The organism is Lacipirellula sp. (genome assembly GCF_965279485.1).
Taxonomy (GTDB): domain Bacteria; phylum Planctomycetota; class Planctomycetia; order Pirellulales; family Lacipirellulaceae; genus Lacipirellula.
Genome location: NZ_CBDIIC010000002.1, coordinates 234,752 through 260,126, shown reverse-complemented (window position 1 = coordinate 260,126; position 25,375 = coordinate 234,752). Strand labels below are relative to the sequence as shown.

At 64.3% G+C, this 25,375-nt stretch carries 16 protein-coding genes; 11 read left to right on the top strand and 5 right to left on the bottom strand.

Annotation, left to right across the window (positions count from 1 at the left end):
• Positions 1-30: 30 nt before the first annotated feature.
• The 9 genes from ACQY7R_RS08535 (at position 31) to ACQY7R_RS08495 (ending at position 12,950) form a co-directional block, all read left to right on the top strand.
• Positions 31-1,590, top strand: a complete 1,560-nt coding sequence (locus ACQY7R_RS08535; RefSeq protein WP_428305186.1) for a sugar ABC transporter ATP-binding protein — start codon at positions 31-33, stop codon at positions 1,588-1,590.
• A gap of 53 nt (positions 1,591-1,643) precedes the next feature.
• Positions 1,644-2,828, top strand: coding sequence for an ABC transporter permease (locus ACQY7R_RS08530; protein WP_428305185.1), 1,185 nt, complete (start codon positions 1,644-1,646; stop codon positions 2,826-2,828).
• Positions 2,829-2,833: 5 nt separating this feature from the next.
• A complete protein-coding gene (locus ACQY7R_RS08525; RefSeq protein ID WP_428305184.1) occupies positions 2,834-3,889 on the top strand; it encodes an aldo/keto reductase in 1,056 nt (351 codons plus the stop codon).
• A complete protein-coding gene (locus ACQY7R_RS08520; protein WP_428305183.1) occupies positions 3,876-4,901 on the top strand; it encodes a zinc-binding alcohol dehydrogenase family protein in 1,026 nt (341 codons plus the stop codon). The genes ACQY7R_RS08525 and ACQY7R_RS08520 overlap by 14 nt, the downstream gene beginning before the upstream one ends.
• Positions 4,901-5,854 (top strand): N-acetylglucosamine-6-phosphate deacetylase, encoded by a 954-nt coding sequence (locus ACQY7R_RS08515; RefSeq protein WP_428305182.1) that lies wholly within the window; start codon positions 4,901-4,903, stop codon positions 5,852-5,854. The genes ACQY7R_RS08520 and ACQY7R_RS08515 overlap by 1 nt, the downstream gene beginning before the upstream one ends.
• A 58-nt stretch (positions 5,855-5,912) precedes the next feature.
• Positions 5,913-7,214, top strand: coding sequence for a PQQ-binding-like beta-propeller repeat protein (locus ACQY7R_RS08510; protein ID WP_428305181.1), 1,302 nt, complete (start codon positions 5,913-5,915; stop codon positions 7,212-7,214).
• A 272-nt stretch (positions 7,215-7,486) separates the two neighbouring features.
• Positions 7,487-8,653 (top strand): XylR family transcriptional regulator, encoded by a 1,167-nt coding sequence (locus ACQY7R_RS08505; RefSeq protein WP_428305180.1) that lies wholly within the window; start codon positions 7,487-7,489, stop codon positions 8,651-8,653.
• Positions 8,654-8,771: 118 nt separating this feature from the next.
• The gene (locus tag ACQY7R_RS08500; protein ID WP_428305179.1) at positions 8,772-9,866 is read left to right on the top strand and encodes a TIM barrel protein; all 1,095 of its coding nucleotides are present in this window, start codon (positions 8,772-8,774) and stop codon (positions 9,864-9,866) included.
• A 42-nt stretch (positions 9,867-9,908) separates the two neighbouring features.
• Positions 9,909-12,950, top strand: a complete 3,042-nt coding sequence (locus ACQY7R_RS08495) for a PVC-type heme-binding CxxCH protein (RefSeq protein WP_428305178.1) — start codon at positions 9,909-9,911, stop codon at positions 12,948-12,950.
• Positions 12,951-13,037: 87 nt separating this feature from the next.
• Here ACQY7R_RS08495 and ACQY7R_RS08490 read toward each other — a convergent pair whose 3' ends face one another.
• Genes ACQY7R_RS08490 through ACQY7R_RS08480 form a run of 3 tightly spaced genes read right to left on the bottom strand, consistent with a single transcriptional unit; the run spans position 13,038 to position 17,373 of the window.
• Positions 13,038-15,017, bottom strand: coding sequence for a DUF4129 domain-containing protein (locus tag ACQY7R_RS08490; RefSeq protein WP_428305177.1), 1,980 nt, complete (start codon positions 15,015-15,017; stop codon positions 13,038-13,040).
• A gap of 29 nt (positions 15,018-15,046) precedes the next feature.
• The gene (locus ACQY7R_RS08485; protein WP_428305176.1) at positions 15,047-16,354 is read right to left on the bottom strand and encodes a DUF58 domain-containing protein; all 1,308 of its coding nucleotides are present in this window, start codon (positions 16,352-16,354) and stop codon (positions 15,047-15,049) included.
• Positions 16,355-16,389: 35 nt separating this feature from the next.
• Positions 16,390-17,373, bottom strand: coding sequence for an AAA family ATPase (locus tag ACQY7R_RS08480; RefSeq protein WP_152099587.1), 984 nt, complete (start codon positions 17,371-17,373; stop codon positions 16,390-16,392).
• A 138-nt stretch (positions 17,374-17,511) separates the two neighbouring features.
• Here ACQY7R_RS08480 and dacB point away from each other — a divergent pair, with 138 nt between their 5' ends.
• Positions 17,512-18,963, top strand: coding sequence for a D-alanyl-D-alanine carboxypeptidase/D-alanyl-D-alanine endopeptidase (dacB, locus tag ACQY7R_RS08475; protein WP_428305175.1), 1,452 nt, complete (start codon positions 17,512-17,514; stop codon positions 18,961-18,963).
• 239 nt (positions 18,964-19,202) lie between these two features.
• Here the strand turns inward: dacB and ACQY7R_RS08470 are convergent, their stop codons facing one another.
• Positions 19,203-20,612: a cytochrome c peroxidase gene (locus tag ACQY7R_RS08470; protein ID WP_428305174.1), complete on the bottom strand. Its 1,410-nt coding sequence runs from the start codon at positions 20,610-20,612 to the stop codon at positions 19,203-19,205.
• Positions 20,613-21,475: 863 nt separating this feature from the next.
• Here ACQY7R_RS08470 and ACQY7R_RS08465 point away from each other — a divergent pair.
• Positions 21,476-24,262 (top strand): beta strand repeat-containing protein, encoded by a 2,787-nt coding sequence (locus ACQY7R_RS08465; protein ID WP_428305173.1) that lies wholly within the window; start codon positions 21,476-21,478, stop codon positions 24,260-24,262.
• Positions 24,263-24,927: 665 nt separating this feature from the next.
• On the opposite strand, the gene ACQY7R_RS08460 is transcribed toward ACQY7R_RS08465, so the two are convergent.
• A complete protein-coding gene (locus ACQY7R_RS08460; RefSeq protein WP_428305172.1) occupies positions 24,928-25,335 on the bottom strand; it encodes a hypothetical protein in 408 nt (135 codons plus the stop codon).
• Positions 25,336-25,375: the final 40 nt, after the last annotated feature.

Here is a 25,375-nt window from a genome sequence, read left to right as displayed (position 1 = left end):
CGCTTTCAACCCGCCCTCGCCCGGTTCCGCATGTCCGCACCTCAGGCAACGCCGCGGTTGATGATGTCGGGTGTCCGTCATCGCTTTGGCGCGACGCATGCGCTGACGGGCGTCGATCTGAAAGTCTACGCAGGCGAAGTTCATGCCCTGGTCGGCGAGAATGGCGCCGGCAAGAGCACGCTCATGAAGGTGTTGAGCGGCGCCCTCGTTCCTGATGCGGGCGAGATGGAACTCGACGGCGTCGCGTACCGGCCGCAATCGCCAGCCGACGGGCGCGCGGCCGGCATCTCGATGATCTACCAGGAATTGTCGCTCGCGCCTGATCTCACAGTGGCGGAAAACATTTCGCTAGGCGTTGAGCCGACGCGCGGGCCGTTCGTCCGGCGGCGGGCGCTGCGCGAGCGGGCGGCGGCGGCGCTGGCCGAGATCGGCCGCCCGGAATTGCCGCTCGATTTGCCCGCCGGAAAGCTCTCGGTCGCTGAGCAGCAACTGGTCGAGATCGCTCGCAGCGTGGCGATCGGTTGCCGCGTCCTCGTACTCGACGAGCCGACGAGCACGCTGCCGGCACAAGACGTCGAGCGGTTGTTCGCACTCATTCGTCGCTTGCGCGAGCGCGGCCTGGCGATTGTTTACATTTCGCACTTCCTCGAAGAAGTCAAAGCGGAGTGTGATCGGTTTACTGCCCTGCGAGATGGCCGCACGACTGGCAGCGGCTCGGTGAAGGAAACCCCCGTCGATCGCATCGTGGCGATGATGGTCGGTCGCGAGGTAAAGGATTTGTATCCGCGCTCGGCGCGGACGCCAGGCGAGACGGTTCTCAGTTGCGAGAAGCTCGGCGGCGTGGCGAAGCCGGAATCGGCGACGCTCGAACTTCGCCGCGGCGAAGTCGTCGGCATCGCCGGCATCATCGGCGCAGGACGAACTGAACTGCTGCGGGCGGTGATGGGGCTTGATCCGGTGCAACGGGGAACCGTTCGCGTCGCCACGGTCGACGGTTGGCAAAACCCGAGCGAGCGCTGGCGGCAAGGGATGGGACTCGTTAGCGAGGACCGCAAGTTCGAAGGGCTCGCGCTAGAGCTTTCGATTGCCGAGAACATTACGCTGCCGAAGCTGTCGGGATTGACGCCGCGCGGGTGGGTGACGCCTGCCGCGCAAGCCCGTGCGAGCCGGCCGCTGATCGATCGGCTGGGGATCAAATGCCATTCGCCGCGGCAGCAGGTGGGCGCCCTCTCCGGCGGCAACCAACAGAAGGTTGCCATCGCGCGGCTGCTCCACGCCGACGTCGACGTGTTGCTACTCGACGAACCGACGCGCGGTATTGACGTGGGGTCAAAGGCGGAGATATGCCGGCTGATCGACGAACTTGCCGCGGGCGATCCAGCTCGCGGTCGCGCGCCGCGGGCGGTGCTCATTGTGAGCAGCTACTTGCCGGAATTGCTCGGACTGTGCGATCGGATTGCCGTGATGTGCCGCGGCCGGTTGGGGCCGGCGCGGCCGATTGCTGAGTGGACGGAGCACCGAATCATGTTGGCCGCGACCGGAGCGAACGAGTCAACGGAGCTCCGACGCGAGGCGGTTGCGGCGTCGTGATGTTGCGAGACTTGATTGGCTAATCGATTTACGACTGGAACCTGAAGACCCGTATGCCTGCCGATCCGCGCCTGCCGACGAAACTCCGCTCGCTGGTTGATCAACTGGGACCGATTCTCGCGCTCGTCGGCGTCTGGTCGCTGTTTGCCGCAATGCGGTGGGACATTTTTCCGACGTGGGAGAACACCCAAAGCATCTTGCTGCAAACGGCGGTGATCGGCGTTGCCGCCCTTGGCGGGACGATGGTCATTATCTCGGGCGGGATCGATCTCTCGGTCGGTTCGCTGATCGCGCTTGTCTCAGTAGTTGTCGCGCTTGTGCTGCGGCGATTGCTCGGCGGAGAGGATGGTTCGGCGGCTGTCGGCGAGTACGCCGCATCGGCGATCGCCGCGGTCGCTGGCGTGGGCGTCGCGGCGGCGTGCGGGCTCGGCATCGGCACGATGGTGATCGGACGCATTGGCCGTGTGGCCGCGATCGTGGCGGGCGCACTCGTCGGCGTGGCGGCGTGGAGCTACGGCCTCAATCCGTGGGCGGCTATCGTGCTCGCGGCGGCGGTGGCGGCAGTGGCTTGGTGGGTCGATTCACGCATGAATATCTCGATCCCACTCACCCCGTTCATCGTGACGCTCGGCATGTGGGGCGCGTTGCGTGGAGCGGCGAAAGGGCTGGCCGACAACTCAGCCGTTTATCCGCCGCCGACGCCGCTCAACAACTTCATGCGTTTCCCCAGCGCCGCGATCGACGCCTCGCTCATTTTGCGTCCTCACCAATGGTGGTCGCCGGGCGTTTGGATCTTTCTCACCCTCGCGGTCGCGATTGCCGGCGTGCTGCGCTACACGCAGTTTGGTCGGCACCTTTATGCGATCGGTTCGAATGAGCAAACCGCCCGCCTCTGCGGCATTCATGTGGAGCGGACAAAACTAAAACTCTATGCCTTCGCGGCGGTGCTGACGGGCGTCGCGGGCGTGCTGCAATTCAGCTTCGTCGAGGTCGGCGACCCGACGACGGCGCAAGGGTACGAACTCGCCGTCATCGCCGCGGCGGTGATCGGCGGCGCCAGCCTGTCTGGCGGCGTAGGAACGATTCTCGGCACCGTCGCTGGCGCTCTCTTGATGTCGACCATCAACAACGGCTGCACGAAAATCGGCCTTGAAGTCTGGATGCAGGAGATTGTCACCGGGGCGATCATCGTCACCGCCGTCGCGCTCGACAAACTGCGGCATCGCGCCGTGCAGTGATCGCCATGGAATACCGCGAACTCGGCAACACGGGGGTCGTCATGCCGCGGCTCGTGTTCGGCACGAGTTCGCTGGGCAACCTGTACGAAGCCGTTCCCGCGGAGACGAAGCTGGCGATTTGCCGCGAATGGTTCGCGCACTGTCCGACGCCGGTGGCCATTGATACGGCCGGGAAGTATGGCGCTGGGCTGGCGCTCGAGACGATCGGCCGCAATCTCCGCGAGTTGGGCGTTGCGCCCGATGACGCTGTCATTAGCAACAAGCTCGGTTGGATGCGAACGCCGCTGCGCGGCGCGGAGCCGACGTTCGAACCGGGCGTATGGGCCGGTTTGTACTACGACGCCGAGCAACGGATTTCGTACGCCGGGATTAACGAGTGTTGGGAGCAAGGGTGCGAGTTGCTCGGCGAGCCGTATCGGCCGCAGCTCGTCTCAGTGCATGATCCCGACGAGTATCTCGCAGGGGCGGCGAGTGAGTGTGAACAGCGACGCCGTTTCGACGATATTCTCGAAGCCTATCGTGCGCTCGGCGAGTTGAAGCAGCGAGGCGCGGTGCGGGCGATTGGCGTCGGCGCGAAAGATTGGCGCGTCATCGAGGCGATCGAAGCGGAGACGCCGCTTGATTGGGTGATGCTTGCCAACAGCCTCACCATTTACCGCCATCCGCCGGAGCTTCTTGCGTGGGTGACGTCGCTGGCGGCGAAGAGAATTGGCGTCATCAATTCCGCCGTGTTCCACGCTGGATTTCTCGTTGGCGGCCGTTACTTCGATTACCGCCTCCCCTCGCGAGCAAACGCTGAGGATGAAGCAGCGTTCGCGTGGCGAGACCGATTCCACGAACTCTGCCACGAGTGGGACGTGCCGCCGGCGGTCGCTTGCGTGCAGTTCGCGCTCCACCTTCCGGGCGTCGAAGCGGTAGCCCTCAACACGAGTGCTCCAACGAAGATTGTGGAAAATTTCGTCGCCATTGAAGCAACGCTGCCCGACGCATTTTGGTCAGCGGCGCGCGAATGCGGCTTAATCTCGATTCTCCCCGTGAGGATGACCGATGCGAGCGATTGAAATCAGTGCGCCAGACGTGGTGAACCTCGTCGAGCGGCCGCGCCCGACGGCCGGCGCGGGCGAAGCGCTGTTGCGAGTTCGCCGGGTGGGATTTTGCGGTACCGATCTCAGCACGTTCCGCGGAGCGAATCCGCTCGTCCGCTATCCGCGCGTTCCGGGGCATGAGATTGGGGCGACGATCGAGCAGCTTGGCCCCGGCATCGAGGGCGATTGGCGCGTCGGGCAGAATGTACTCGTCATTCCTTATACGAGCTGCGGCGCGTGCAGTTCTTGCCGTGCGGCTCGCCCCAACTGCTGCGCGCGGAACGAAACGCTCGGCGTGCAGCGCGACGGCGCCATGGCGGAGTTCATCGCCGTCCCCGTCGCAAAGTTGCTGACTGTTCCTGGGCTCTCGCTCTGCGAGCTCGCCCTGGTCGAACCGCTGACGATCGGCTTCCACGCCGTCGCGCGCGGCCGCGTAACGAGCGACGACGTGGTCGCGGTGATTGGCTGCGGGGCGATTGGCTTAGGAGTGATCGCCGGCGCCGCCGGCCGCGGGGCGCGGGTGATCGCCGTCGATGTCGACGATGCAAAGCTCGCGCTCGCCGTGCACTGCGGCGCGACCGACGTGGTCAACTCGTCGCAACTTGACCTCCATGCAACCTTGCAAGCCCTCACCGGTTCGCACGGGCCAAGCGTGATCATCGAAGCGGTCGGCTCGCCGGCAACATTTCGGCTGGCGGTCGAGGAGGTCGCGTTCGCCGGTCGCGTTGTTTACATTGGGTATGCGAAGGCGCCGGTTGAGTACGACAGCAAACAGTTCGTGCTCAAGGAACTCGACATCCTCGGTTCGCGCAATGCGTTGCCGGAGGATTTTGCCCGCGTGGCCGCGATGCTTGAGCGGAAGCAATTTCCGGTGGAGCAAGTGGTGACGCAAGAAGTCGACTTCGCTGGCGTGGCGGCCGCCTTCCAGCAGTGGAGCGACGCCCCGGCAACAGTGACGAAGATTCAGCTCGTAGTTGGCGACGATTAATGACCCGATTAGAAACTTCCGCAGCGATCGGCGACCGCTTTTTCGATTTGCAAGTCAACGGTTACGCCGGCGTCGACTTTAATGGCGACGAATTTTCGAGCGCGGAACTGCACGCCGCTTGCGAGGCGATGCGCGGCGATGGCGTCGAGCGTTTTCTGGCGACGATCATCACCGACGACCTAGCGATAATGGCCGGCCGGCTGCAGCGGGTCGTCGCGGCGACCGCGAGCGACGAGCTTGCCGGAAAGATGGTCGCCGGCATTCACGTCGAGGGGCCGTTCATCAGCCGCGAGCCGGGCTACGTCGGCGCTCACCCGGCGGCGGAAGCGCGGCCGGCGACGCTCGATGCGGCGAAGCGACTCCTCGACGCCGCGAGCGGCATGGTGAAGCTCGTCACGCTGGCGCCTGAGCAAGACGCTGACGGCCGCATAACGGCATGGCTAGTTTCGCAAGGCGTTGTCGTTTCCGCGGGACACTGCAATCCGTCGCTCGACCAGTTGGAACGTTCGATTGACGCGGGGTTGTCGATGTTTACCCACCTCGGCAATGGCTGCCCGCTGCAAATGCATCGACACGACAACATCGTGCAGCGCGCGCTGGGGCTGGCCGATCGGTTGTGGCTTTGCTTCATCGCCGATGGCGTCCACGTGCCGTTCGTGGCGCTGCGGAATTATCTGCGGCTCGTCGGCCCCGAGCGGGCGATCGTCGTGAGCGACGCGATGTCTGCCGCCGGCAAGGGGCCGGGGCGGTACATGTTGGCTGGGCAGGAGGTGGTCGTCGACGAGCAACTAGCCACGTGGGCGGCTGATCGTTCGCACCTCGTCGGCTCAGCCTGCACGCTACGGCAGATGTCGAACAATCTGCAAACGGAGCTTTCCATCAGCGCGCCTGAAGTGGCGCGGATGACGCACGCGAACCCGCTGGCCGCCCTTTCTCTGGCAAGCAGCGGCTGACTTCGCTAGGTTGAACGCGTCCCGGATGCATCCCCGCCCTTCGCCACGGAGTCTTCCGATGAGATTCGCCGCCCTTCTGCTCGCTATCGCTTGCGCTTCCCCTGCCCTGGCCGATCCGTGGCCGCAATGGATGGGCCCGCAGCGCGACAACATTTGGCGCGAGGAAGGGATCATCGAAGAGTTTCCCGAAGGAGGCCCGAAGATATTGTGGCGGGCGCCGATTGCCGGCGGCTACGCGGGCCCGGCCGTGGTCGATGGCCGCGTGATCGTGATGGATTACGTCACCGGCGACGACGTGAAGATCGCCAACTTCGAGCGGAAAGCATCGAGCGGCACGGAGCGGATTCTCTGCCTTGACGAAGCGACCGGCAAAGAGCTGTGGAAGGTCGACTACCCCGTTGCGTACGACATCTCCTATCCAGCCGGGCCGCGCTGCACGCCGACGGTCGACGACGGCAAGGCGTATTGTCTCGGCGCCGTGGGCAATTTTCACTGCATCGACGTGAAGAGCGGCAAGGTGCTGTGGAAGAAAAACTTTCCCGCCGACTACAGCACGAAAACCGCGCTGTGGGGCTACGCGAGCCATCCGCTGATCGAAGGCGATACGGTGATCTGCATCGTCGGCGGCGAAGGGACGCATGCCGTCGCGTTCGACAAAAACACGGGCAAGCAGAAATGGGCTGCGCTCACGGCGCCTGAGCAAGGTTACTCGCCGCCGACGATCGTCGAAGCTGGTGGCGTTCGCCAACTATTGCTGCTGGCGCCGAATGCCGTCACCTCCGTCGATCCTGCGACTGGCGAAGAGCATTGGTCGGAAGAATATGTCGCCGACAATGGGTCGATCATCATGTCGCCGGTGCTGGCGGGTGACTTGCTGTACATCGGCGGCTACTCGAACAAGAGCTTGCTGCTCAAGCTCGCCGCCGACAAGCCGACGGCGTCGATCGTCTGGCGCAATAACGGCCAGCAGGCGATCTCGCCGATCAACGTACAGCCTTACGCCGAGGACGGAATTCTGTACGGCTTCGATCAGAAGGGAACGCTGCGGGCGGTCGATCTCGCCGAAGGCAAGCGACTTTGGGAAACCTCGGCGCCAGTGAGCGAGCGGCCCGCCAACTCGGGGACGGCGTTCATCGTTCGGCATGGCGATCGCTGTTGGATGTTCAACGACAGCGGCGATCTACTGATCGCGCGAATCACGCCGGAAGGTTTTGAAGAACTCGATCGGGCGCACGTCATCAAACCGACGAACGACGCATTTGGTCGCGACGTCGTCTGGAGCATGCCGGCGTTCGCGAACAAGCGGGCGTACATTCGCAACGACGAAGAATGCATTTGCGTCGATTTGGCGAAGCCGTAAGCAGGCGTTCTGGTTCGCCCCGCTTCTAGCCCCGGGCTCCGCCCGGGGGTGACGCAACGTACCGCACCGTCTTCCGGTGTGGAAGCTAACCCCCGGGCGGAGCCCGGGGCTAGGGATCGCCTATTGCGCCGCGGAAATTGCCACGTCCCGCATGGGCTCGTTCTGCGCCGCCATCTTGAGATGCATCGTAATCCTTTTAAGATAGGTGCTGGCGACGGTCCGGCGTAACGATTCGTCGTGTACGCTAAAACTTCAGATTCCGGCAGGCGACCATGCAGCATCGGCAAGAAGTAGCACTCATCATCGACCCCAGCTCCCCCTACGATCGCCGGATCGTGCGGGGCGTGGCGGCCTATGTTCAGCAAGCCCAGCGCGACTGGTCGCTCTATGTGGAAGAGGACCACATCGATCGGCTTCCCGACTTGAAGGCGTGGGGGGGCGACGGGATTCTGGCGAACTTCGACGACCGTCGCGTCGCCGCGGCAGTGACAAGCCTCGGCGTTCCGGTGGTCGGCATTGGCGGCGGCTATGGTTATTACGAAGAGAACCCGCAGATCCCCTATGTGCGGACCGACAATCGGGCCATCGCTCGCATGGGAGCGCAGCACTTGATCGACCTCGGCTTCCGCCAGTTCGCGTTCTGCACTGAGCCGCCGACCCGGGCCAACGGCTGGGCGAAGGAACGCGCCGAAGCCTTTTGCGAGGCGATCGAAGAAGCCGGCTATCCTTGCGAGCACTTTGCCGGCAAGCACAGTCCCGCGAAGGAATGGCGGCTGTCGCAGGCCGCGCTGCAGAAGTGGGTGGCGAAGCTTCGCACGCCGATTGGGATCATGGCCTGCAACGATGGCCGCGCGCGGCATTTGTTGCAAGCCTGTCGATTCGTTGGCAAACGCGTGCCGGAAGACGTGGCGATCGTGGGCGTCGACAACGACGACGTGATGTGCGAGCTGGCCCAGCCCCCGCTTTCAAGCGTCGAGCAAGGCGCCATGCGGGTCGGCTTCGAAGCCGCGGCGCTACTCGACGATATGATGCAGGGTAAAAAGCCGGCCCAACAGCGGACCGCGATTCCGCCCGAACGCGTTGTCGCGCGGCACTCGACCGACGTGATGGCGGTCGCCGATGAGGAAGTCGCCGAGGCGCTCCGCTTCATCCGGCAGAACGCTTGCCGACCGATCAACGTCCGCGACGTGCTCGACATGGCGCGGATGTCGCGTTCGACGCTCGACGCCCGCTTCCGCACGGCAATTGGCCGCTCGATTCACGCCGAAATCCGCCGCGTGCAAATCGAATCGGCCGAGCGGCTACTGATCACGACGACGATGCCGATCAAAGAAGTCGTCCAGCGGGTCGGCGTTTCGTCGGTGCAGTACTTTACGGCCATGATCCGCAACGCGACCGGCAAGACGCCAGGCGAAATTCGCAAGGGGGCGCTCCGCTAGTTGCCTTTAATCAACCAAAACTGGCGCGTTTTGAAATTGAAAAACAAAATCGTGACAAGCCACGTCATGTAACATCGAATTGCATCGCTTAGATCATCTTTTCGGAGAACTTTCGACCGTGACACAACCAACGACTTACCGCTTCTCTTTTGGGCCATGGAACATCAGCGAAGGCGCCGACCCGTTCGGCCCGATGGTCCGCACGCCTTACTCGTTCGAGGAAAAGCTCGACTGGTACCGCCCGCTCGGGTTCGAAGGGGTGCAGTTTCATGACGACGACGCCGTCGAGAACATCGACGACCTCGATGCGAGCCAAGTAGCTGCCAAGGCTCGCCAAGTCGGCCAGATGCTGAAGGATCGCGGCTTGACCGCCGAGTTCGTCGCCCCGCGGCTGTGGTTTGATTCGCGCACCGTCGACGGCGGCTACACCTCGAACAGTCCTACCGACCGGCAGTACGCCCTCGATCGTTCGCTCCGCACGATCGACGTCGCTCGCGAACTCGGCACGCCGAACATCGTGCTGTGGCTCGCTCGCGAAGGTTCGTACATCCGTGAGTCGAAGAACGCCCGCGTCGCGTACGACCGGATCCTCGACGCCGTCAACGCGATGTTGGAATACGATCGCGAGTGCCGCATCTGGATCGAGCCGAAGCCGAATGAACCGACCGATCATGCCTACGTGCCGACGATCGGCCACGCGCTGGCGATCGCCTATCGCTCGGTCGATCCGAGCCGCGTGAGCGGGCTCATCGAAACGGCCCACGCGATTTTGGCTGGCCTCGACCCGGCCGATGAAATGGCGTTCGCCTTAGCGCACGACAAGCTCGCGAGCGTCCACCTCAACGATCAGAACGGCCTGAAGTACGACCAAGACAAGTGCTTTGGTTCGGCGAACCTTCGCTCGGCTTTCAACCAAGTCCGCGTCCTCGAAGAAAACGGCTTCGGCCGTCGCGGCGAGTTCGTCGGCCTCGACGTGAAGGCGATCCGCACGCAGAAGCAGGACAAGTCGACGGCTCATCTGACGAACAGCCGCAAGACGTTCCTGCATTTGGTGGAGAAGGTCCGCACGTTCGATCGCGAGCTGGAACAACAGCTGATCGCCGAGCGGGATTACGAAGAACTCGACGCGTACATCTTGCGGCACCTCATGGGCGTAAGCGACGATGCGTTGCCGGCGATTGAGTCGGCACGCGAATATAGCCAGGCGAAGTGATTCGCTCCGGCTTTCCGTCGCAGTCCTCGTCGTGAAGTTGCTATGAAGAATTCGACGCAGTTACTACGCGCGTTCCGCGCGGCCGTTTCGACGGCTGCGTGGTGCGCGTTTTTCGTTTCGCTCTTCTTCGTCTGCGCCTCTGCGCGGGCTGAGAGTGGCGGCGATACGCTCGATCCCGCGCCGGCCGCGCAAGCGAATGACGAAATCGTCGTTCCCGACGGTTTCCGCACGACGCTCTTCGCCAGCGAGCCCGACGTGCAGCAACCGATCGGCATCGCGACTGACGAGCGGGGCCGGCTGTGGGTGGCGGAGAACTACACCTACGCCGACCAGGCGACAAATTTTGATCTTACGAAACGCGACCGCGTGGTAATTCTCGAAGACACCGACGGCGACGGCCGCGCCGACAGCCGGAAGGTGTTTTGGGATCAGGCGCAGAAGCTCACGAGCGTCGAAGTCGGCTACGGCGGCGTGTGGGTGCTGTGTGCGCCGCAGTTGTTGTTCATTCCCGATCGCAACCACGACGACGTTCCCGACGGGCCGCCGGAAGTGGTGCTCGATGGCTGGGACGCGGCGGCGATTCGGCACAACATCGTCAATGGTTTGCGGTGGGGGCCCGATGGCTGGCTTTACGGGCGGCATGGCATTCTTGCGACCTCACGCGTCGGCGCACCCGGTGCGAAGGATGACGAACGGACGCCGATCAACGTTGGCGTCTGGCGCTATCATCCGACGCGCAAGGTGTTCGAGGCGGTTGCTCATGGCACGACCAACCCATGGGGTTTTGATTTTGATCGCCACGGCGAGATGTTCTTTATCAACACCGTCATCGGCCACCTATGGCATCTCGTGCCGGGCGCGCACTACGAGCGGATGTATGGCGCCAATTTCAACCCGCATCTCTACGGGCTCATCGGGCAGACGGCCGATCACTTTCATTGGGACACGGGCGAACATTGGAACGATATTCGTCAGGGGGTGAGCAACACGACCTCCGAAGCGGGCGGCGGGCACGCCCACAGCGGGCTGATGATCTATCAAGGCGATAACTGGCCCGCGAGTTATCGCAACCAGATGTACACGCTCAACTTCCATGGCCGACGGCTCAACGCCGATCGGATCGAGCGCCGCGGCGGCGGTTATGTCGGCCTGCATGGCGACGACATGTTCTTCGTGCAAGACGAATGGTTCCGCGGGATCGATCTCATTTCCGGCGCCGACGGGGCGGTTTACATCGCCGACTGGTCGGACACGGGCGAGTGCCACGAGGCCGACGGCGTGCACCATGCGTCGGGGCGAATTTATCGACTGGCCTACGGCGAGCCGAAGTGGCCGGGGAAGATTGATCTGCGTGAACGCAGTGATGCGGAACTCGTCGAGCTACAACTCCACGCGAACGATTGGTACGTGCGCAAGGCGCTGCGTCTGCTCGCCGAGCGGCATGCCGCCGGGCAAGAGATGGGCGCCGCGCGCGAGGCGTTGTTGAAACTTTACGACGCGCAGCAGAATGAAGTCCATCGCCTGCGGGCGATGTGGTGCTTGGCGGCGATCGGCGCCGCGGACGAAGCGTGGCTGCGGGAGCAACTCAGTGAGTCGGACGAACATCTGCGTGTGTGGGCGATTCGTTTGCTGGCGGACCAGGAGACGGTTGACGCGGCGACGCTTGCCCGCTTCGCGGAACTCGCGGCCGGCGATTCGTCGGGGCTCGTACGGCTGTATCTCGCATCGACGCTGCAGCGCTTGCCGCACGCCGACCGTTGGCCGATTGGCGCCGCACTCGCCGCGCGGCTCGAAGACGCCGACGATCGGCAGTTGCCGCTGATGATTTGGTACGGCCTGGAACCGACGCTGCCGGCCGCCCCGGACCAGGCGATCGCACTCAGCCAACAGCCGTGCCTTCCGCTGGTGCGGCGGCACATTGCGCGACGGCTGACGAGCGAACTCGAAGCGAACGGCCAAGCCGTGACCGCGTTGGCGGAAGTGGCCGCGGCGTCGAACGATAAATCGCTGCAACTCGACATCCTCCGCGGCATGGGCGATGCGCTGCAAGGTCGACGTCGCGCGCCGGCGCCCGCGGGTTGGAACGCCCTCTCTGCTCGACTGTTCGCTGCCTCGGACGCCGACGTGCGGGACGAGGCGCGGCGGCTCGGTGTGATCTTCGGCGATCCTCAAGCGATCGCCGAGCTTCGCAAGATTGCCGCCAACCCACAAGCAAACGTCGCCGAACGAAACAACGCACTGCGGGTGCTCACCGCCGACGGCGGGCCCGAGACGCTCACGCTGCTCCAGACGCTGCTCGATGATCCCGCCGTGGCGAACGAAGCAGTTCGCGGCTTGGCCGTGTACGACGATGCGGCGGTTCCGGAACTCGTGTTGCAGCGTTACGCAGCACTCGACGCCGCTGGCAAAGAACTGGCGATCGACACGCTTACGTCTCGTGGGAACTACGCAGCGGCGCTACTGGCCGCCGTGAAAGCGGGAGCGATCGACCGCACGGCGCTCTCGGCGTCGCACGCACGGCTGATCGCAGGGTTCAATGACGCCGAACTGACGCAGGCGCTCGAAGAGGCGTGGGGCGCCATTCGCTCCACTCCCGACGACAAACGAGCGCTGATCGATCGACTGCGCGTCGCACTGACGCCCCGCAAGCTGGAGCAGGCCGATGCGAGCGCGGGCCGCGCCTTGTTCAACAAAACCTGCAGCAACTGCCACGTGCTGTACGGCGAGGGGAAGCTTGTCGGCCCCGATCTCACCGGCTCCGATCGCGGCAACGTCACGTACTTGCTGGAGAACATCGTCGACCCGAGCGCTACGGTGGGGACCGAGTTCCGCACCTCGGCCGTGCTGCTCAGTAGCGGTCGAGCCCTCTCGGGCGTGATCGTCGGCGAGACCGACAAGACGCTGACGCTGAGAACGGAGACGGAGGAGATTGCCGTCGATCGCGACGACATCGAGGAGATGGTTCCGCAGGAGCTGTCGCTGATGCCGGATGGGTTGCTGACGCAGCTGACGGACGAGCAGATCGCCGGTTTGTTTGCGTATCTGTCGACGAAGTCGCAAGTGCCGCTCGCGGAGAAGCCCTAACCCCGGGCTCCGCCCGGGGGTTGGCCACCATCTCGTTTCGCGTCGCCCCGTGTTACGTAACGCGAGCCCGGGGCTAGACTGCGTCGGTCACCGCGCCGACTGCATGAGATGCCACAGCTGCCGCAGCCCGGCGGCGGCTTCGCGCGAGATGCTGGCGGAAGCGTACGCGGCCGCGCTGTAAAGCTGCAGCAGCCGTCGCGCTTCCTCGTGCAGCGGCGAAGCAGGCGGCGCCGCTAGTCGCACGAACTCTTGCGGCGTCTGCTCGGGCGAGCGGGCTTGGCCGCGATCGCCCGACCAGGCTTCGAATGCCTCGAAGGTGTAGCGGACGAGTTCATTCGGCGGCGTCTGCCGATCGCGGCCGCTGAGGAACGGATCGGTGTACTCCGAGAAACTGCGCCGCGGCGGCGCCTTTGGTGCGGAGCTTTCCGCGTCGTTGCCGCCCGCTGCCGCCGGCTTGGCGCCGAAGAGCCGAGCGATCAGATCGCGAATCATCTGCACGATCTCGAGGAACGCCCGCACGATCGCCGGCCAATTCCGCCACGCGAAGTAGGCGATGGCGACGCCGAGCAAGATGTAGGCGATCATCTTCACGATGTCGGCGAGCGAGTTGCTGAGCGTCCCGAGAATTGCGGAAAAGTTGGGCGGTTGCATCGACGGCGACGGCGATTCGTTTGGCGTGCTGCCTTGTTCCGACTGTGGCTCGGCCGGCGATTCGCTCGGCTGGCTTGATGCTTGAGACGCGTCATCCGGCGAGGACTGCGATTGGTCGGCGGTCTGTTCTCGCGATGCGTCTCGTTCGCCCTGCGTTTGGGCCGACGACGACTCGCCCTCCCCTGCCCCGTCGGCATCTTCAGCGGGAGACGATTGCTTGGCATCTTGCCGCGGCTCGCCGTTGGCGTCACCCTTCGACGAACTCTCTGCGCCTGAAGACGAATCTTTCGCGTCTTGCTGTCCCTGCCCCGCCGGCTGCCCTTCCCCCGGCTCGCTGCCGGCGGTTGATTCGCCGGTTTGGGCGTCGGGCGAAGCTTCTCCGGTGGCTTCGGCATCTGGTTGATTGTCGCTGGTAACTTGCTTCTCCGCCTCGTCGTCGATGGTCCCTTCGCTGCCGACGCTCACCGCCGAGGAGGATTGGTCGTTGCGCGAACCGAGACGCCACGGCGGTTGCGCCGCCGCGTACTCTGCTGCCGGTCGCGGCAACAGTGCGGCGGCGAGCATCACGACGACAATGAGGGCCGCACCCATCGCGACCCACGTCGCCGCCATCGGTGCCGGCATCTCAACGTTCCGTTGCCGTAGATAACGCCGCAAGCCGAGGAAGCTGGTCGTCACGAGCAGCGACAGGCCGGCCGCGACGTACACGGCAAGCAATCCGAAGGCGTACTGCCGTCGGCCGAGGTCGCTGGCGGGAATCCAGTGTTGGCCGATGCCGAACAGCGGCAACGCAGCGAGTGAGAAGTAAAGCACCCACAGCCCCGGCGTGTGGGGACCAGTTCCGGCGCTGGCGAGTCGCTGCCACCAACTCAACTTGGGCGTTTCGCCTTCCGTGGGATCGTTGAAGAGTTCGTTGGCGTTCGCTCCGCGCGCGGCGAGTGATTTCGTCGCGGCTGGAACCGTCGGCGGAGCGGCCTCGGCGGCGTTCTCCGGCGGATCGAGCCCGACGCGCCCGAGCAACCCTTCGCCCGACGAATCCTGGTCGTCGTCGATAACGGTGCAGTCCCACGTCAGCTTGTGCGACGCCCACCACACGGCGGAGAGCAGGCAGAGGTTCACCAGCCAGCCCAACGGGCCCGTGTGCTCGACAAACTTCCCGAGCGCGATGAACATCAGCAGCCCCATCGGCAAGCTGAACATCGCAGCCCGCTCCGACCCCATTTCGATGGCGATCCGCGCAATCAACACGGTGGCGAAGACGAACAGCGCGAAGACATAGTTCAGCCGCCCCGTGTAGTTGCCAACGTACAGCACCTCGATCAGAAAAAAGACCAGGCTGCCGACGAGCGCCATCACCAGCGCAGGGCTGATCGCGATGGCGACGTAGTCGGCGTTGGTCATACGTAAGCGAGGCATCGGCGTCGAACAGCACGTGTGAGAGCGAGCTATCGCAACAGGCACTTGAGACAGACTTGGGGAATCGCCGCCCGATCGCGGAGTTGCCGAACGTCGATCTGCTCGGCAATCAGCGGCCCGGCAATCTGAGCGTAATCGTATTCATTGAACGTGTTGACGATGGCCGTCACCGCAAACCCGCGGCGGCGGAGCGTGCCGAGGGCGATCGCCGTGGCGGGCGTCACGTGCGAGAGGATCGCGATCACCGTCGCGCTCCGCGGCAAGCGGCTCGTCACTTCGAACACCAGTTGCGAGAATGTGAGGCCGTCGGTCTTCTCCACTCGCGCGAGCGTGCGGAGAATTTGTTGCAGCTGCGTGTTGCTGCGGCCGGTGGGGACGACGACGGGGCGGAGCCGGTCGCTGCGATCACGCATGCCGGCGGCCTGGGCAAGCTCGCGGCTGCGAAGCTGGTCGTGGCTCCAGCCTTCGGTCCGAATGCGATCCGCCGCATCGCGGCCATTTGTGGCGAGACCGACTTGCTGGCCCATTTCGCAGACGGCGTCGGCGATCGACGCGGCGGCGGTCACGGCGAGCTCCGAGCGGACCGGTTCGTGCTTGGGGTCGTACGATTGTTCGTGAAAGTCGAGCAAGATCGTCACGCCGGCCACCGTCGACGGTTCGTAAATTTTGCTATGGAGCGTCGCCGTGCGGGCCGTGGCGCCCCAGTGGATGCGGTTGAGCGGATCGCCCGCCTGGTACGCGCGGACGCCGGCGATGCGCGTGGGGTCTTCGAACAAGCGGTGCGTCATCCGCACTTCGCCGAGCGGCCGCCGCGAGGCGACGTCGAAACCGGCGAGCGGCACCACTTCCGGCAGGGCGAGCAGAAAATGGGGAGCGGTGAGCACGCGGTAGCGGCGGTAGAGCCCGAAGACGTCGCCCGTTTCCGCCACCAGCGGGCCGATCTGGTAGTAACCGCGACGGTTGCACTTCAGCTGGTAGAGCAGCGTCTTGCGCCCCCGCCCGCGGAACGAAACGAGTTGCAGCCGCCGGCCAGTGATCTGCAAATTTGGCGTATCAAACATGAGCGCCCGCCGCGGCAGCAAATCTTCGAGCAGCAGCCACGGTACGGGGAACCAGCTCTTATTTTCGAGCACGGTGACGATCGCGATCGTTTCGCCGATCTTCACCTGGTCGCGACTCATCTCGCGGGTGGCGGAGAGTTCGCGCGACCACAGGTTGGCGAGCACTCGACTCAATGCGATGACGCCGATGAGGGCGTACATCGCGTACGCGAGCAGCCCCAGGCCGAGCAGCGCGGCAACGACCAGCAGCATCGCAGCGCCAACGAGCCATCGCATGGGGAGATTCTCGGGGAGTGATCGCGGGGAGCAGGCTAGCGCGCCGCCGGTTCGAGCACGGGGGCCTTCGTTTGGTCGAGGACGTCGGTCAGGATCTCGGCGACCGTCACGTTTTGCAGCCGGCTTTCGGGCTGCAAGATGATGCGATGCCCGAGCACGGCCGGCACGATCTGCTTCACGTCGTCGGGCTCGACGAAGTTGCGGCCGCGAATCGCCGCGACTGCTTGCGAACTGCGGTACAGAGCAATCGACGCCCGCGGACTGCCGCCGAGTCGCACGTCGTGATGGCCGCGGGTGGCGTGGACGATCTCGGTAATGTAGCGGCGAATCTTCGGATCGACGTGGACCGTTCGCACGGCACGTTGGCAGGCGACGAGCTGCTCGGCAGTAATGACGGGCTGCAGCTTGTCGAGCGGATGCTCGCGCTTGAGCATCTCGAGCATTTGCGACTCTTCGTCGAGCGACGGGTAGCCGAGCGAGAGCTTGATTAGGAATCGATCGAGCTGCGCTTCGGGGAGCGGAAAGGTCCCTTCGTGGTCGACGGGGTTCTGCGTCGCGATGAGCAGGAACGGCGGCTTCAAGCGGTGCGTTTGGCCGTCGATGGTGACGGAACTTTCCGCCATCGCTTCAAGGAGCGCCGCCTGTGTGCGCGGCGTCGCGCGGTTGATCTCGTCGGCGAGCACCACCTGCGCGAAGATGGGGCCGGCGCGGAACTCGAACTCGCCCAGCTTCTGATTAAAAATCGAGCCGCCGGTGACGTCGGTCGGCAGCAGGTCGGGCGTGCATTGGATCCGCTTGAACTCGCAGCCGACGCTGCGGGCGAACGCTCGCGCGAGGATCGTCTTCGCCACGCCGGGGACGTCTTCAAGCAGGACGTGTCCTTCGCAGAACCACGCAACCAGGGCTTGAACGATCTGCTGCCGTTTGCCGACGACGACCTGCTCGACGTTGGCGATGATCCGCCGGCTGACCGCCGTGACGTCGAGTGAGCGCGGTTTTTCTGCGGGATTCTCAGCCACCGTTACGGTTCCGTAGGAGAGGCAAAATGGTCTCGCGGCGACCCTTGTAGCTTAACTGCCGCGGGGTCGGCGAGATACACTGGAGAGGTCGGGGCGGCCGATCCGCTCGGGAGTTCGCCTGGTTCGTGGGAGTTGCCGATGTTCGTCCGTTTGTTGTCTGCTGTTTGTTTGTCGCTGGCCGCCTTGTTGTCGACAGCCTTCCCACTCCACGCCGCCGAACCGCTGAGCGCGGCCGAACTGCAGAAGCGGCTCGATGAGGTACTCGGCTCTCACCCGACCGCCAAGCGGACGACGGTGACGCTCAAGGTGATCGACCTCGAGACGGGGGAAACGATCTACGATCGCGGCGGCGATCGGCTCCAAGCGCCGGCGTCGAATCTCAAGATTTACACCTCGGCGTGCGCGCTCGATTTGTTTGGTCCGGAGCACCGGTTCAAGACGATCGTCCGCACCGATGGCGACGTCGTCGACGGCGTGCTGCACGGCAACTTACTGCTGATCGGCGGCGGCGATGCGATGCTGACGAGCAAGGATCTCCGCCAGCTTGCTAAGCGCGTCGTCGGGAAACTGGGGATCAAGAAGATCGTCGGCAAAGTGGTCGTCGATAATTCTCGCTACGCTCCGCGGTTGAAGGGGCCAGGGTGGATGTGGGACGACGAGCCGGCGTACTACAACATGTCGGTGACGCCGCTAATGGTCGACTTCAACGTCCTCACCGTGAAGCTGATGCCCGACAGCGAAGGGTTTGTCTACGCAAAACTCGACCCGCCGTCGGTTTCGCCGGAATTGTTTAGCGTCGACGAACAGACCGCGTACGGCGACGCCCTGGCGACGCGGCGGCCGTATACGGAGGCGATCGAGTACCGCGGCGATCGGAAGCTTGCGGAGTCGCAGTCGGTGCAGATGACGATGCACGACCCGGGGCCGTGGGCGGCAGGGATGTTTACGCAGATGCTGGCCGACGAGGGGGTAGCCTTTTCAGCTCCCGCCAAGGGCGCTGCCCCGCCGGCGCGAGCGGGCGTCGAGCCGCGGGAACTGGTCCACGAAGGGCCGACGCTCGCCGAGACGCTCAAGCATTTCAATCATGTGAGCGAGAACGCCGTCGGCGAGGTGCTGCTCCACGAGATCGCGATCGCGAAGGGGGCGAAACGGCCCGATTGGCCGCAAGGCGCCAAGGCGATCAGCGATTGGCTCGTTGAGACCGCGAAGCTCGAACCGGGCTCGTTCCGGATCGTCGACGGCTCGGGGCTCTCACGCTATGACCTCATCACTGCCGATTCAGCGCTGCGGCTACTGAAGTACCTCAACGAGAGTGAGGACTTCGAGCCGTTCTTCCAGTCGCTGCCAACGTCGGAGGTGAAGCTGACGGACGCCGACCTTGAGGGAGCGAGCGACCAGTCGGACGCGCCGCGCGTCTCGGCTAAGGGGGGGAGCATGTCGAGCGTCTCGACGATGTCGGGTTACTTGCGAACGCTCGATGGGCGGCGCCTCGGCTTTTCACTGTTGGCGAATGGGTTTCTTGGGAACAACCAGCCGGTGTTTGATCTGCGGCAGCAGGTGTGGCGGGAGTTGGTGAAGTACCAGCCGTAGCGGTTGGCGGCGTGACAAGTGCGCTTATCGGCCCCAGGAAAATTGAACCTTGAGGTCCCCTCCCCTTGAGGGGGAGGGTTAGGGAGGGGTGACGGAAGCGGGTACCAGAGTTCCACCCCCTCCCCAGCCCGGTGCTACGCACGGACTACCGCCTGCGCTCGATCGCTGCAGGCGACCGTGCTCGTTGCTCCCTCAAGGGGGAGGGAGCAACAACATTTAGTTGGGGGCGACGATGCGTTTTAGCTGCGCTTGAGCCGCCGGTGGAGCGGGGCCAACGCGAGGGCCGCCATCGTGAGGATCGCGACGGCTGAGGGCTCGGGAACTGGCGCGGCGGTGGGAATGTTCGAGCCGACGAAGTCTTCCCACGACCGGCCGAGGTTCTGCTGCCAGACAAGGAAGTCTTGGCCGTCTGAGTCGAGATCTCCATCGGCGTCGGCCCCTGCGGTGGCGCCGAAGGCGGTCTTCCAAACAGCGAGATCGGCGCTATCGACTTCGCCATCGTTGTTAAAGTCGCCCGGCAAGTCTTCGAACGGATCGCTGAAGAGTTCGTTGTTGAGGAACGATTGGTCGGTCAGCGTCTTTAGGAAGGCGACGAGCGCCGCTTGCTGGGTCGCGTTGAAGTTCGGACGGTACGGTTGGCCAGTGGCAAGAAAGTTATCGCGCAGACGGAGGTCAAGGAACTGATTATCCTGGACGCCGCTGCTGTAGAACTCGACCACTTGCTCGAGCGAGGTGAAGCGGCCATCGTGCATGTAGCCGTCGCGGACTTCGGAGTTGCGAAGCGATGGCGTCTTGAAGGTGCCGTTGCCCGCGCCGAGGTCGGCGGAGCTATCGGCCTTGAGACCAATGTTGCGGGGGGCGTCGCCGATCTGAGCGTTCGACACATGGCAGGTGCTGCAGCGGCCGTCGCCGTGGAACAGCGTGGCGCCGAGTTGCTCTTGCGCGGTATAGCCAGCGGCGGCGTAGTTCGGGGCCCCGGGAACGCCCAATTGCACGGCCTGGTCGAACTTCGATTGGTACGAGACCATCGAGCGGACGAACTGCGAGAGGGCCTTTGAGATCTTGTCCGACGTGACCTCCGGGGACCCGAAGGCATTTTGGAAGAGCGAGGGGTAGAACTTCGTGGCGGACAACTCGGCCGTGAGCTGCGTGAGGTTCGTGCCCATCTCGACTGCGTCTTGGATCGGCATCAGCACTTGAGTCTCAAGGTTGGCGGCCCGCTGATCCCAGAAAAACTTCTTCGGAGCGTAGTAAGCGGCGTTGCTGAGGCCCATCGAGTGGCGGCCCGTGTGTCCGCCTTGAAACCCGGTGCTGAGCTGGTTCGGGTCGGAGAAATCGTGCTGCTGCTGATGGCAGGAAGAGCAGCTCAGGCCGTCATTGTGCGAGAGACGCTCGTCGTAAAACAGCACGCGACCTAGCGTCGCGCCGGCGTTGGTGAGCTGGTTGTCGACCGGCGTATTGTTCATGCTCGCGATCGCGCCCGCCTTGAAATATTGCGGTAGGTCGTCGATGGCGTACTTGCGATAGTTCGCCGTCGTCGGCGGCAGAGCCGGGACGCCGGGCGAATCGGCGCGGAGGGTGGCGGCAACTCCGTTGAGAACGGTCAGTGCCAAAAGCGCAAGCAATAGCGGGGCGCGACGTTGGGACATAGCGGTTCCAGCGGGCAACGCGGGGGTGTGCGGATGAGCGCACAACGACCCTGGGGAGAAGCTCTCTGTTCTGTTCCGGGCGTTGCGCCCTGGCCAGGCGAGAAACCGGCAAGCGGGGGCGGCGCAACATGTCCATATTACTGGTAGCAGCGGCTGGGTCAACATGAATGAATTGGTTGGAAATAACCTCAGTCGGGGCTGAGAAAACTGGGGGCGAAATGGCCTGCGATTTCGCTGAACCGCGGGGCCGACTCGGGGCGACTAGCACCAGGCGCCTCCAGCATTTCTCTCACTTCTGCGCAACAGGCTCGCGGATTCTGGTCGTGAACGGCTGCCGCGCGATATCGCGGGCTCGCCGTGCCCGGTTCTCAGGTCGCTGGGCGCAGATGCTGGTTGCTAGCGCTGTTCGCGACGCGATTCGCCTCAGCGATGGCAACTACAGGGTGTTCTCGTTGCTGGGAGCGAAGTGGCACGTCGATTGCGTTCAGCGATCGGCAACCTAGCTCGCTTCGTTCAGCCTTGGCGCCATGCGACCGGCACAGCGGCAGCGAGCCCTCTGAAAAAGCCTACCGCGGCCAACGCGGCGGCGTTTGTCTTCTTTGTTGCGCGGCGAACTGGAAAGCCGGAAGCGCGCTCTGTTTCCGGCGGATGTTTGCATGACGCACTTCTTCGCGCAGTCGACGAGCGGGGGCCTGTCGACTGCGCGATCTTTTTCAGCCTCGTCTGAGCGCTGTTGCGGCATCGCTTGTTAGGTGCGTTTCCAGCCGAACGACGCTGCGGCTCGTCGGCAGTCTACGCGCGGGGGCGACTGCGCTCTCGGCGACGAACTATCAAATACCAAACCTTTCTGGGAGATGGCAAATATGAAACGAAGAATCACGTGGCAGGCGACCGTGTGGGGCGCGATGGGAGTGGCGGCGGTGTCGCTGGGCGATCGGCGGCAAGCGGCGGGGGCCGACTTTGTGCCGACGAGCGGGACGCAAGCGTGGAACGACGCCAACAACTGGGGACCGTCGCCGCCGCAGCCGTTTCCGAACGGCGTCGGCGCTGTCGCGATTCTGCCGGCGCCGACGGGGGCGCTGACGATCAACCTCGGGCAAGCGATTGAACTCGATTCGCTCACGATCAACAAAGGAGTGCTCGTCACCGACGTCTCCCCGACGACGATCGTTGGCTCGGCGACGAACACGCTTACCTTCAGCGGCACAGGGTTGGTGTCGAACAGCAACTCGGCCGAAGGAACGGGGCTGAGCGTCGTCGATGCGCCGCTGATTTTTAACTCGCAGCTCACCATTTCGCAGTTCGACAACGATTCGATCCGCTTCGCCCAAGGCTTCTCGGGCGCCGGCAACTTGTTGATCAACCGCGGCACGAGCGGCACGGGGGACGTCATTCTGGGGGGAGCGGGGACGTACGCCGGCGGTACGGTGATCGGCGGCACGGGCGGCGCCAACTACACGACGGTGCGGTTGAATAACGTCAACTCGATCCCTGGCGGCCTCGGCGCCACCGGCGGGACGAGCAACATTGCACTGAACGATGCATCGGTGCTCGGGCTGGGCGCCAGCGACTTGAAGCGGAGCATCGGAACGGGGCCGGATCAGATCCAGTTCAACAATGTCGGCACCAACGGCTTTGCGGCCTACGGGGCGAACCGCGTCGTCAACTTCGGCGGCGCCTCGGCGCCGATCGTCTGGGGCGATGCGGGAGCGACGTTCGGGGAGCTGACGTTTGGTTCGACGACGGCGACCCACACGGTCGTGTTCGAGAATCCGCTCAACATCGGCGCGGCGAACCGCACCATCCGGACCTACGAGGGCCCGGCGCCGATCGAAGCGCGGATCACGAGCGAGATCAGCTCGAACAGCGCGGCGACGCTCACTAAAATGGGGCCCGGCGCCCTCGCCCTCGCGGCGAAGAACACCTACACGGGGCCGACGATTGTCAACAACGGCGCCCTGGTGCTTGAGCACGCCGAAGCGCTGCCGGCGACGACCAACGTGACGCTGCGAGCGGGTGGTTTGCTTGGCCTCGTGATCGGCGACTACAACGGCACGCTCGGCACGGGGCCGGGCCAGTTGCAGTTCACCACCGGCAACGGCGGCTTCGCGGCGTTCAGCGGGAATCATACGGTGACCCTCAACGGCGGCGCGGGCGTGGCGTGGGGCCTGAACAGCTTCGCGGCGAACAATTTTGTGCTCTCGGATGACAACGCTGCGGGCACGATCACGTTTACCAATCCAATCGACCTCGGTGCGTCGACCCGCGTCTTGGCGATTCGCAACGGCACGGCCGACCTCGACGCGCGTCTCACGGGCGTGATCAGCGGTTCGGGCACGCTTAACAAAACGCAGCCGGGCAACGTGGAGTTCGCCGCGGCGAACACTTACACCGGGGCCACGCAGATCAACAACGGCGTCGTCATTCTCACGAACGCCAACTCGATCCCCGGCGGGGTCACCGGCGGCAACATCGCGAACATCCAGATCACCGCCAGCGGCGGCACGATCGGGCTGGGAGCGTCGGACTTCACCAGCGGCATCGGTACGGGGCCGGGACAGATTCAGTTCGGGGCGACCTTCAACGCCGGCTTTGCGGCCTACGGCGGCAATCGCAAGGTGAACATCGGCGGGGCGAAGGCGCCGCTCGTGTGGGGCGACGGGTTCGTCTCGGGTAACTTGCTGTTGAGTGCTGGCGGTTCGGATGGAACGATCGAAATTGAGAATCCGATCGACCTCGCGGGAACGGCGCGGACGATCAACGCTCGCAACGGCACGGCGGTCGTCGACTCCGTCCTCAGCGGCGTGATCAGTGGCACGGGCGCTCCCTTGACGAAGGTGGGCAATGGCTCCCTCGCCCTCACCGCCGCGAACACCTACGACGGCGGGACGATCGTCGACCAAGGGCCGCTGTTGGCCAACAATACGACCGGCTCGGCCGTAGGGACCGGCGACGTTTCGGTGATCGACGGCGGCACGCTGGGCGGTACTGGCTTCGTTGGCACGGCTGGCGACGCGTCGAATGTCTCGGTCGTTGCGAACGGACGGATCAATCCGGGCGTGACGATCGGCCAGTTGACCGTCTCGGGCAACGTTGGTTTCGGAACCGGATCGTTCTTTGACATCGACCTCGATGGCACAGGCTTCGACAAGCTTGCCGTTAACGGCGCTGCCACGCTAGACGGCACGCTGAACGTCGTCGTGCCGACTGGTTTCGTCGCGGCGACGGGGGCGACGTTCCCCATTCTCACCACAACTGGCGGTCTGGCGGGGACGTTTGCCGCCATCACCACGAACGGCGCCAATACTTGGAGCGTTCAATACGGCGCCAACTCGGCGACGTTGGTCGCGGGAGCGGCCGCGGGATTCGCTGCCGACTTTGATCTCGATGGCGACGTCGACAGTGCGGATCTCGTGCTGTGGAAGACGAACTACGGACTGGCTGCAGGCGGGACGAAGTCGACGGGCGATGCGAACGGCGACGGTAAAGTCGACGGCGCCGACTTCCTCGCGTGGCAGCGGCAGTTCGGCAGCGGCGTTGCCCTACCGACGACGACGGCCGCGGCTGCGGTGCCGGAACCGGCGACGTGGGGGCTGTTGGCCGCGGCGGCAGCGGCGTTGCCGTTCATGCGGAGGCCGCTTCGCAAGTAACTGTTTTGCGAAAAGATGATGCGGGCCGTGGAAACGGTCTGCAGTAACCGAGCGCTTGATTGGGGCAAGCGGGCCACGATGCCTTGTAGGCGGGTGGCCCGCTTGTTTTTTTCGCGAGACGCCGGGTACGCGCGGCGAAGGGCGTCATGGCGCTTCTAGCCCCGGGCTCCGCCCGGGGGTTGCACCACGCGCGACGATGCCTTCCGGAATGGAGGCCGCCCCCGGGCGGAGCCCGGGGCTAGACGTTTGTTGGATGTCGTTTCGCGTCGCCTGCGGATGGAAATACGCATTTTAGGCGACACTACTCAACTCGTTGCATTGCAATAGCTTAAGCGGCTTTTTGAACCGTTCTGCAGGCGACAAGGCGACATTAAGATGCGACATCAACGTGATCGTCAGGCGACGTCTGCTGAGCGTGTCGTGCCTGACATCGACTCCACCTTCGCAGCGATCGCTAGTGAGCTGGGTTGTCAAAGAGCGCAGCGCCAAATGACCGCCGGCGCGGTTGGCGGGCGGTTGTTTGGATGTGTTCTAATGTTCAGTGTAGCGAGTCGGGTGGCCAAAAGCAATTTCCGATGTAGAAAATCCGGTGCGATGGCGGCCGTTGTGAGTCTCCGGTTTGAAGAACCGCACACTCGCCATCCCCCGGTTTGAAGAATCGGGGGCTAAACGGCGGGGCGGCGGGAGAGGTGTTCGCGGATGGCGAACCAGAGCATCATCGCGGGGATGATGGCGAGCGGCCAGTAACTTGTGGGCCACAGTTCCTTGCGGGGGATGTCGGGGCGCAGCTGGAGTAGCGCGGTCCAGGCGACGAGGCCGACGATGCCGATCGCGGCGAGCAAAAGCTGAATTGCTGTGTGAGCGCGAAGACGCTCGCGGCGTCGCCAGAGGGCCCAGCCGATGGCGTTGAGGATCACAAATCCCGCGAACCAAATCACGGAGACTTCTGGCGCCGAGAGGAGCATATAAAGGGCTCCGCCGAGCAGCCAACCGGTGCCGCCGAGTTGCGCGCCGAGCCAACCGCCGGCGTTCCACTGGAAGGGGCTGCGGTCGGCGCTCGTGGCGAGGTTCATCGCGTAGCTCACGAAGGTTGGATGGGCGTCAATGCGGGGC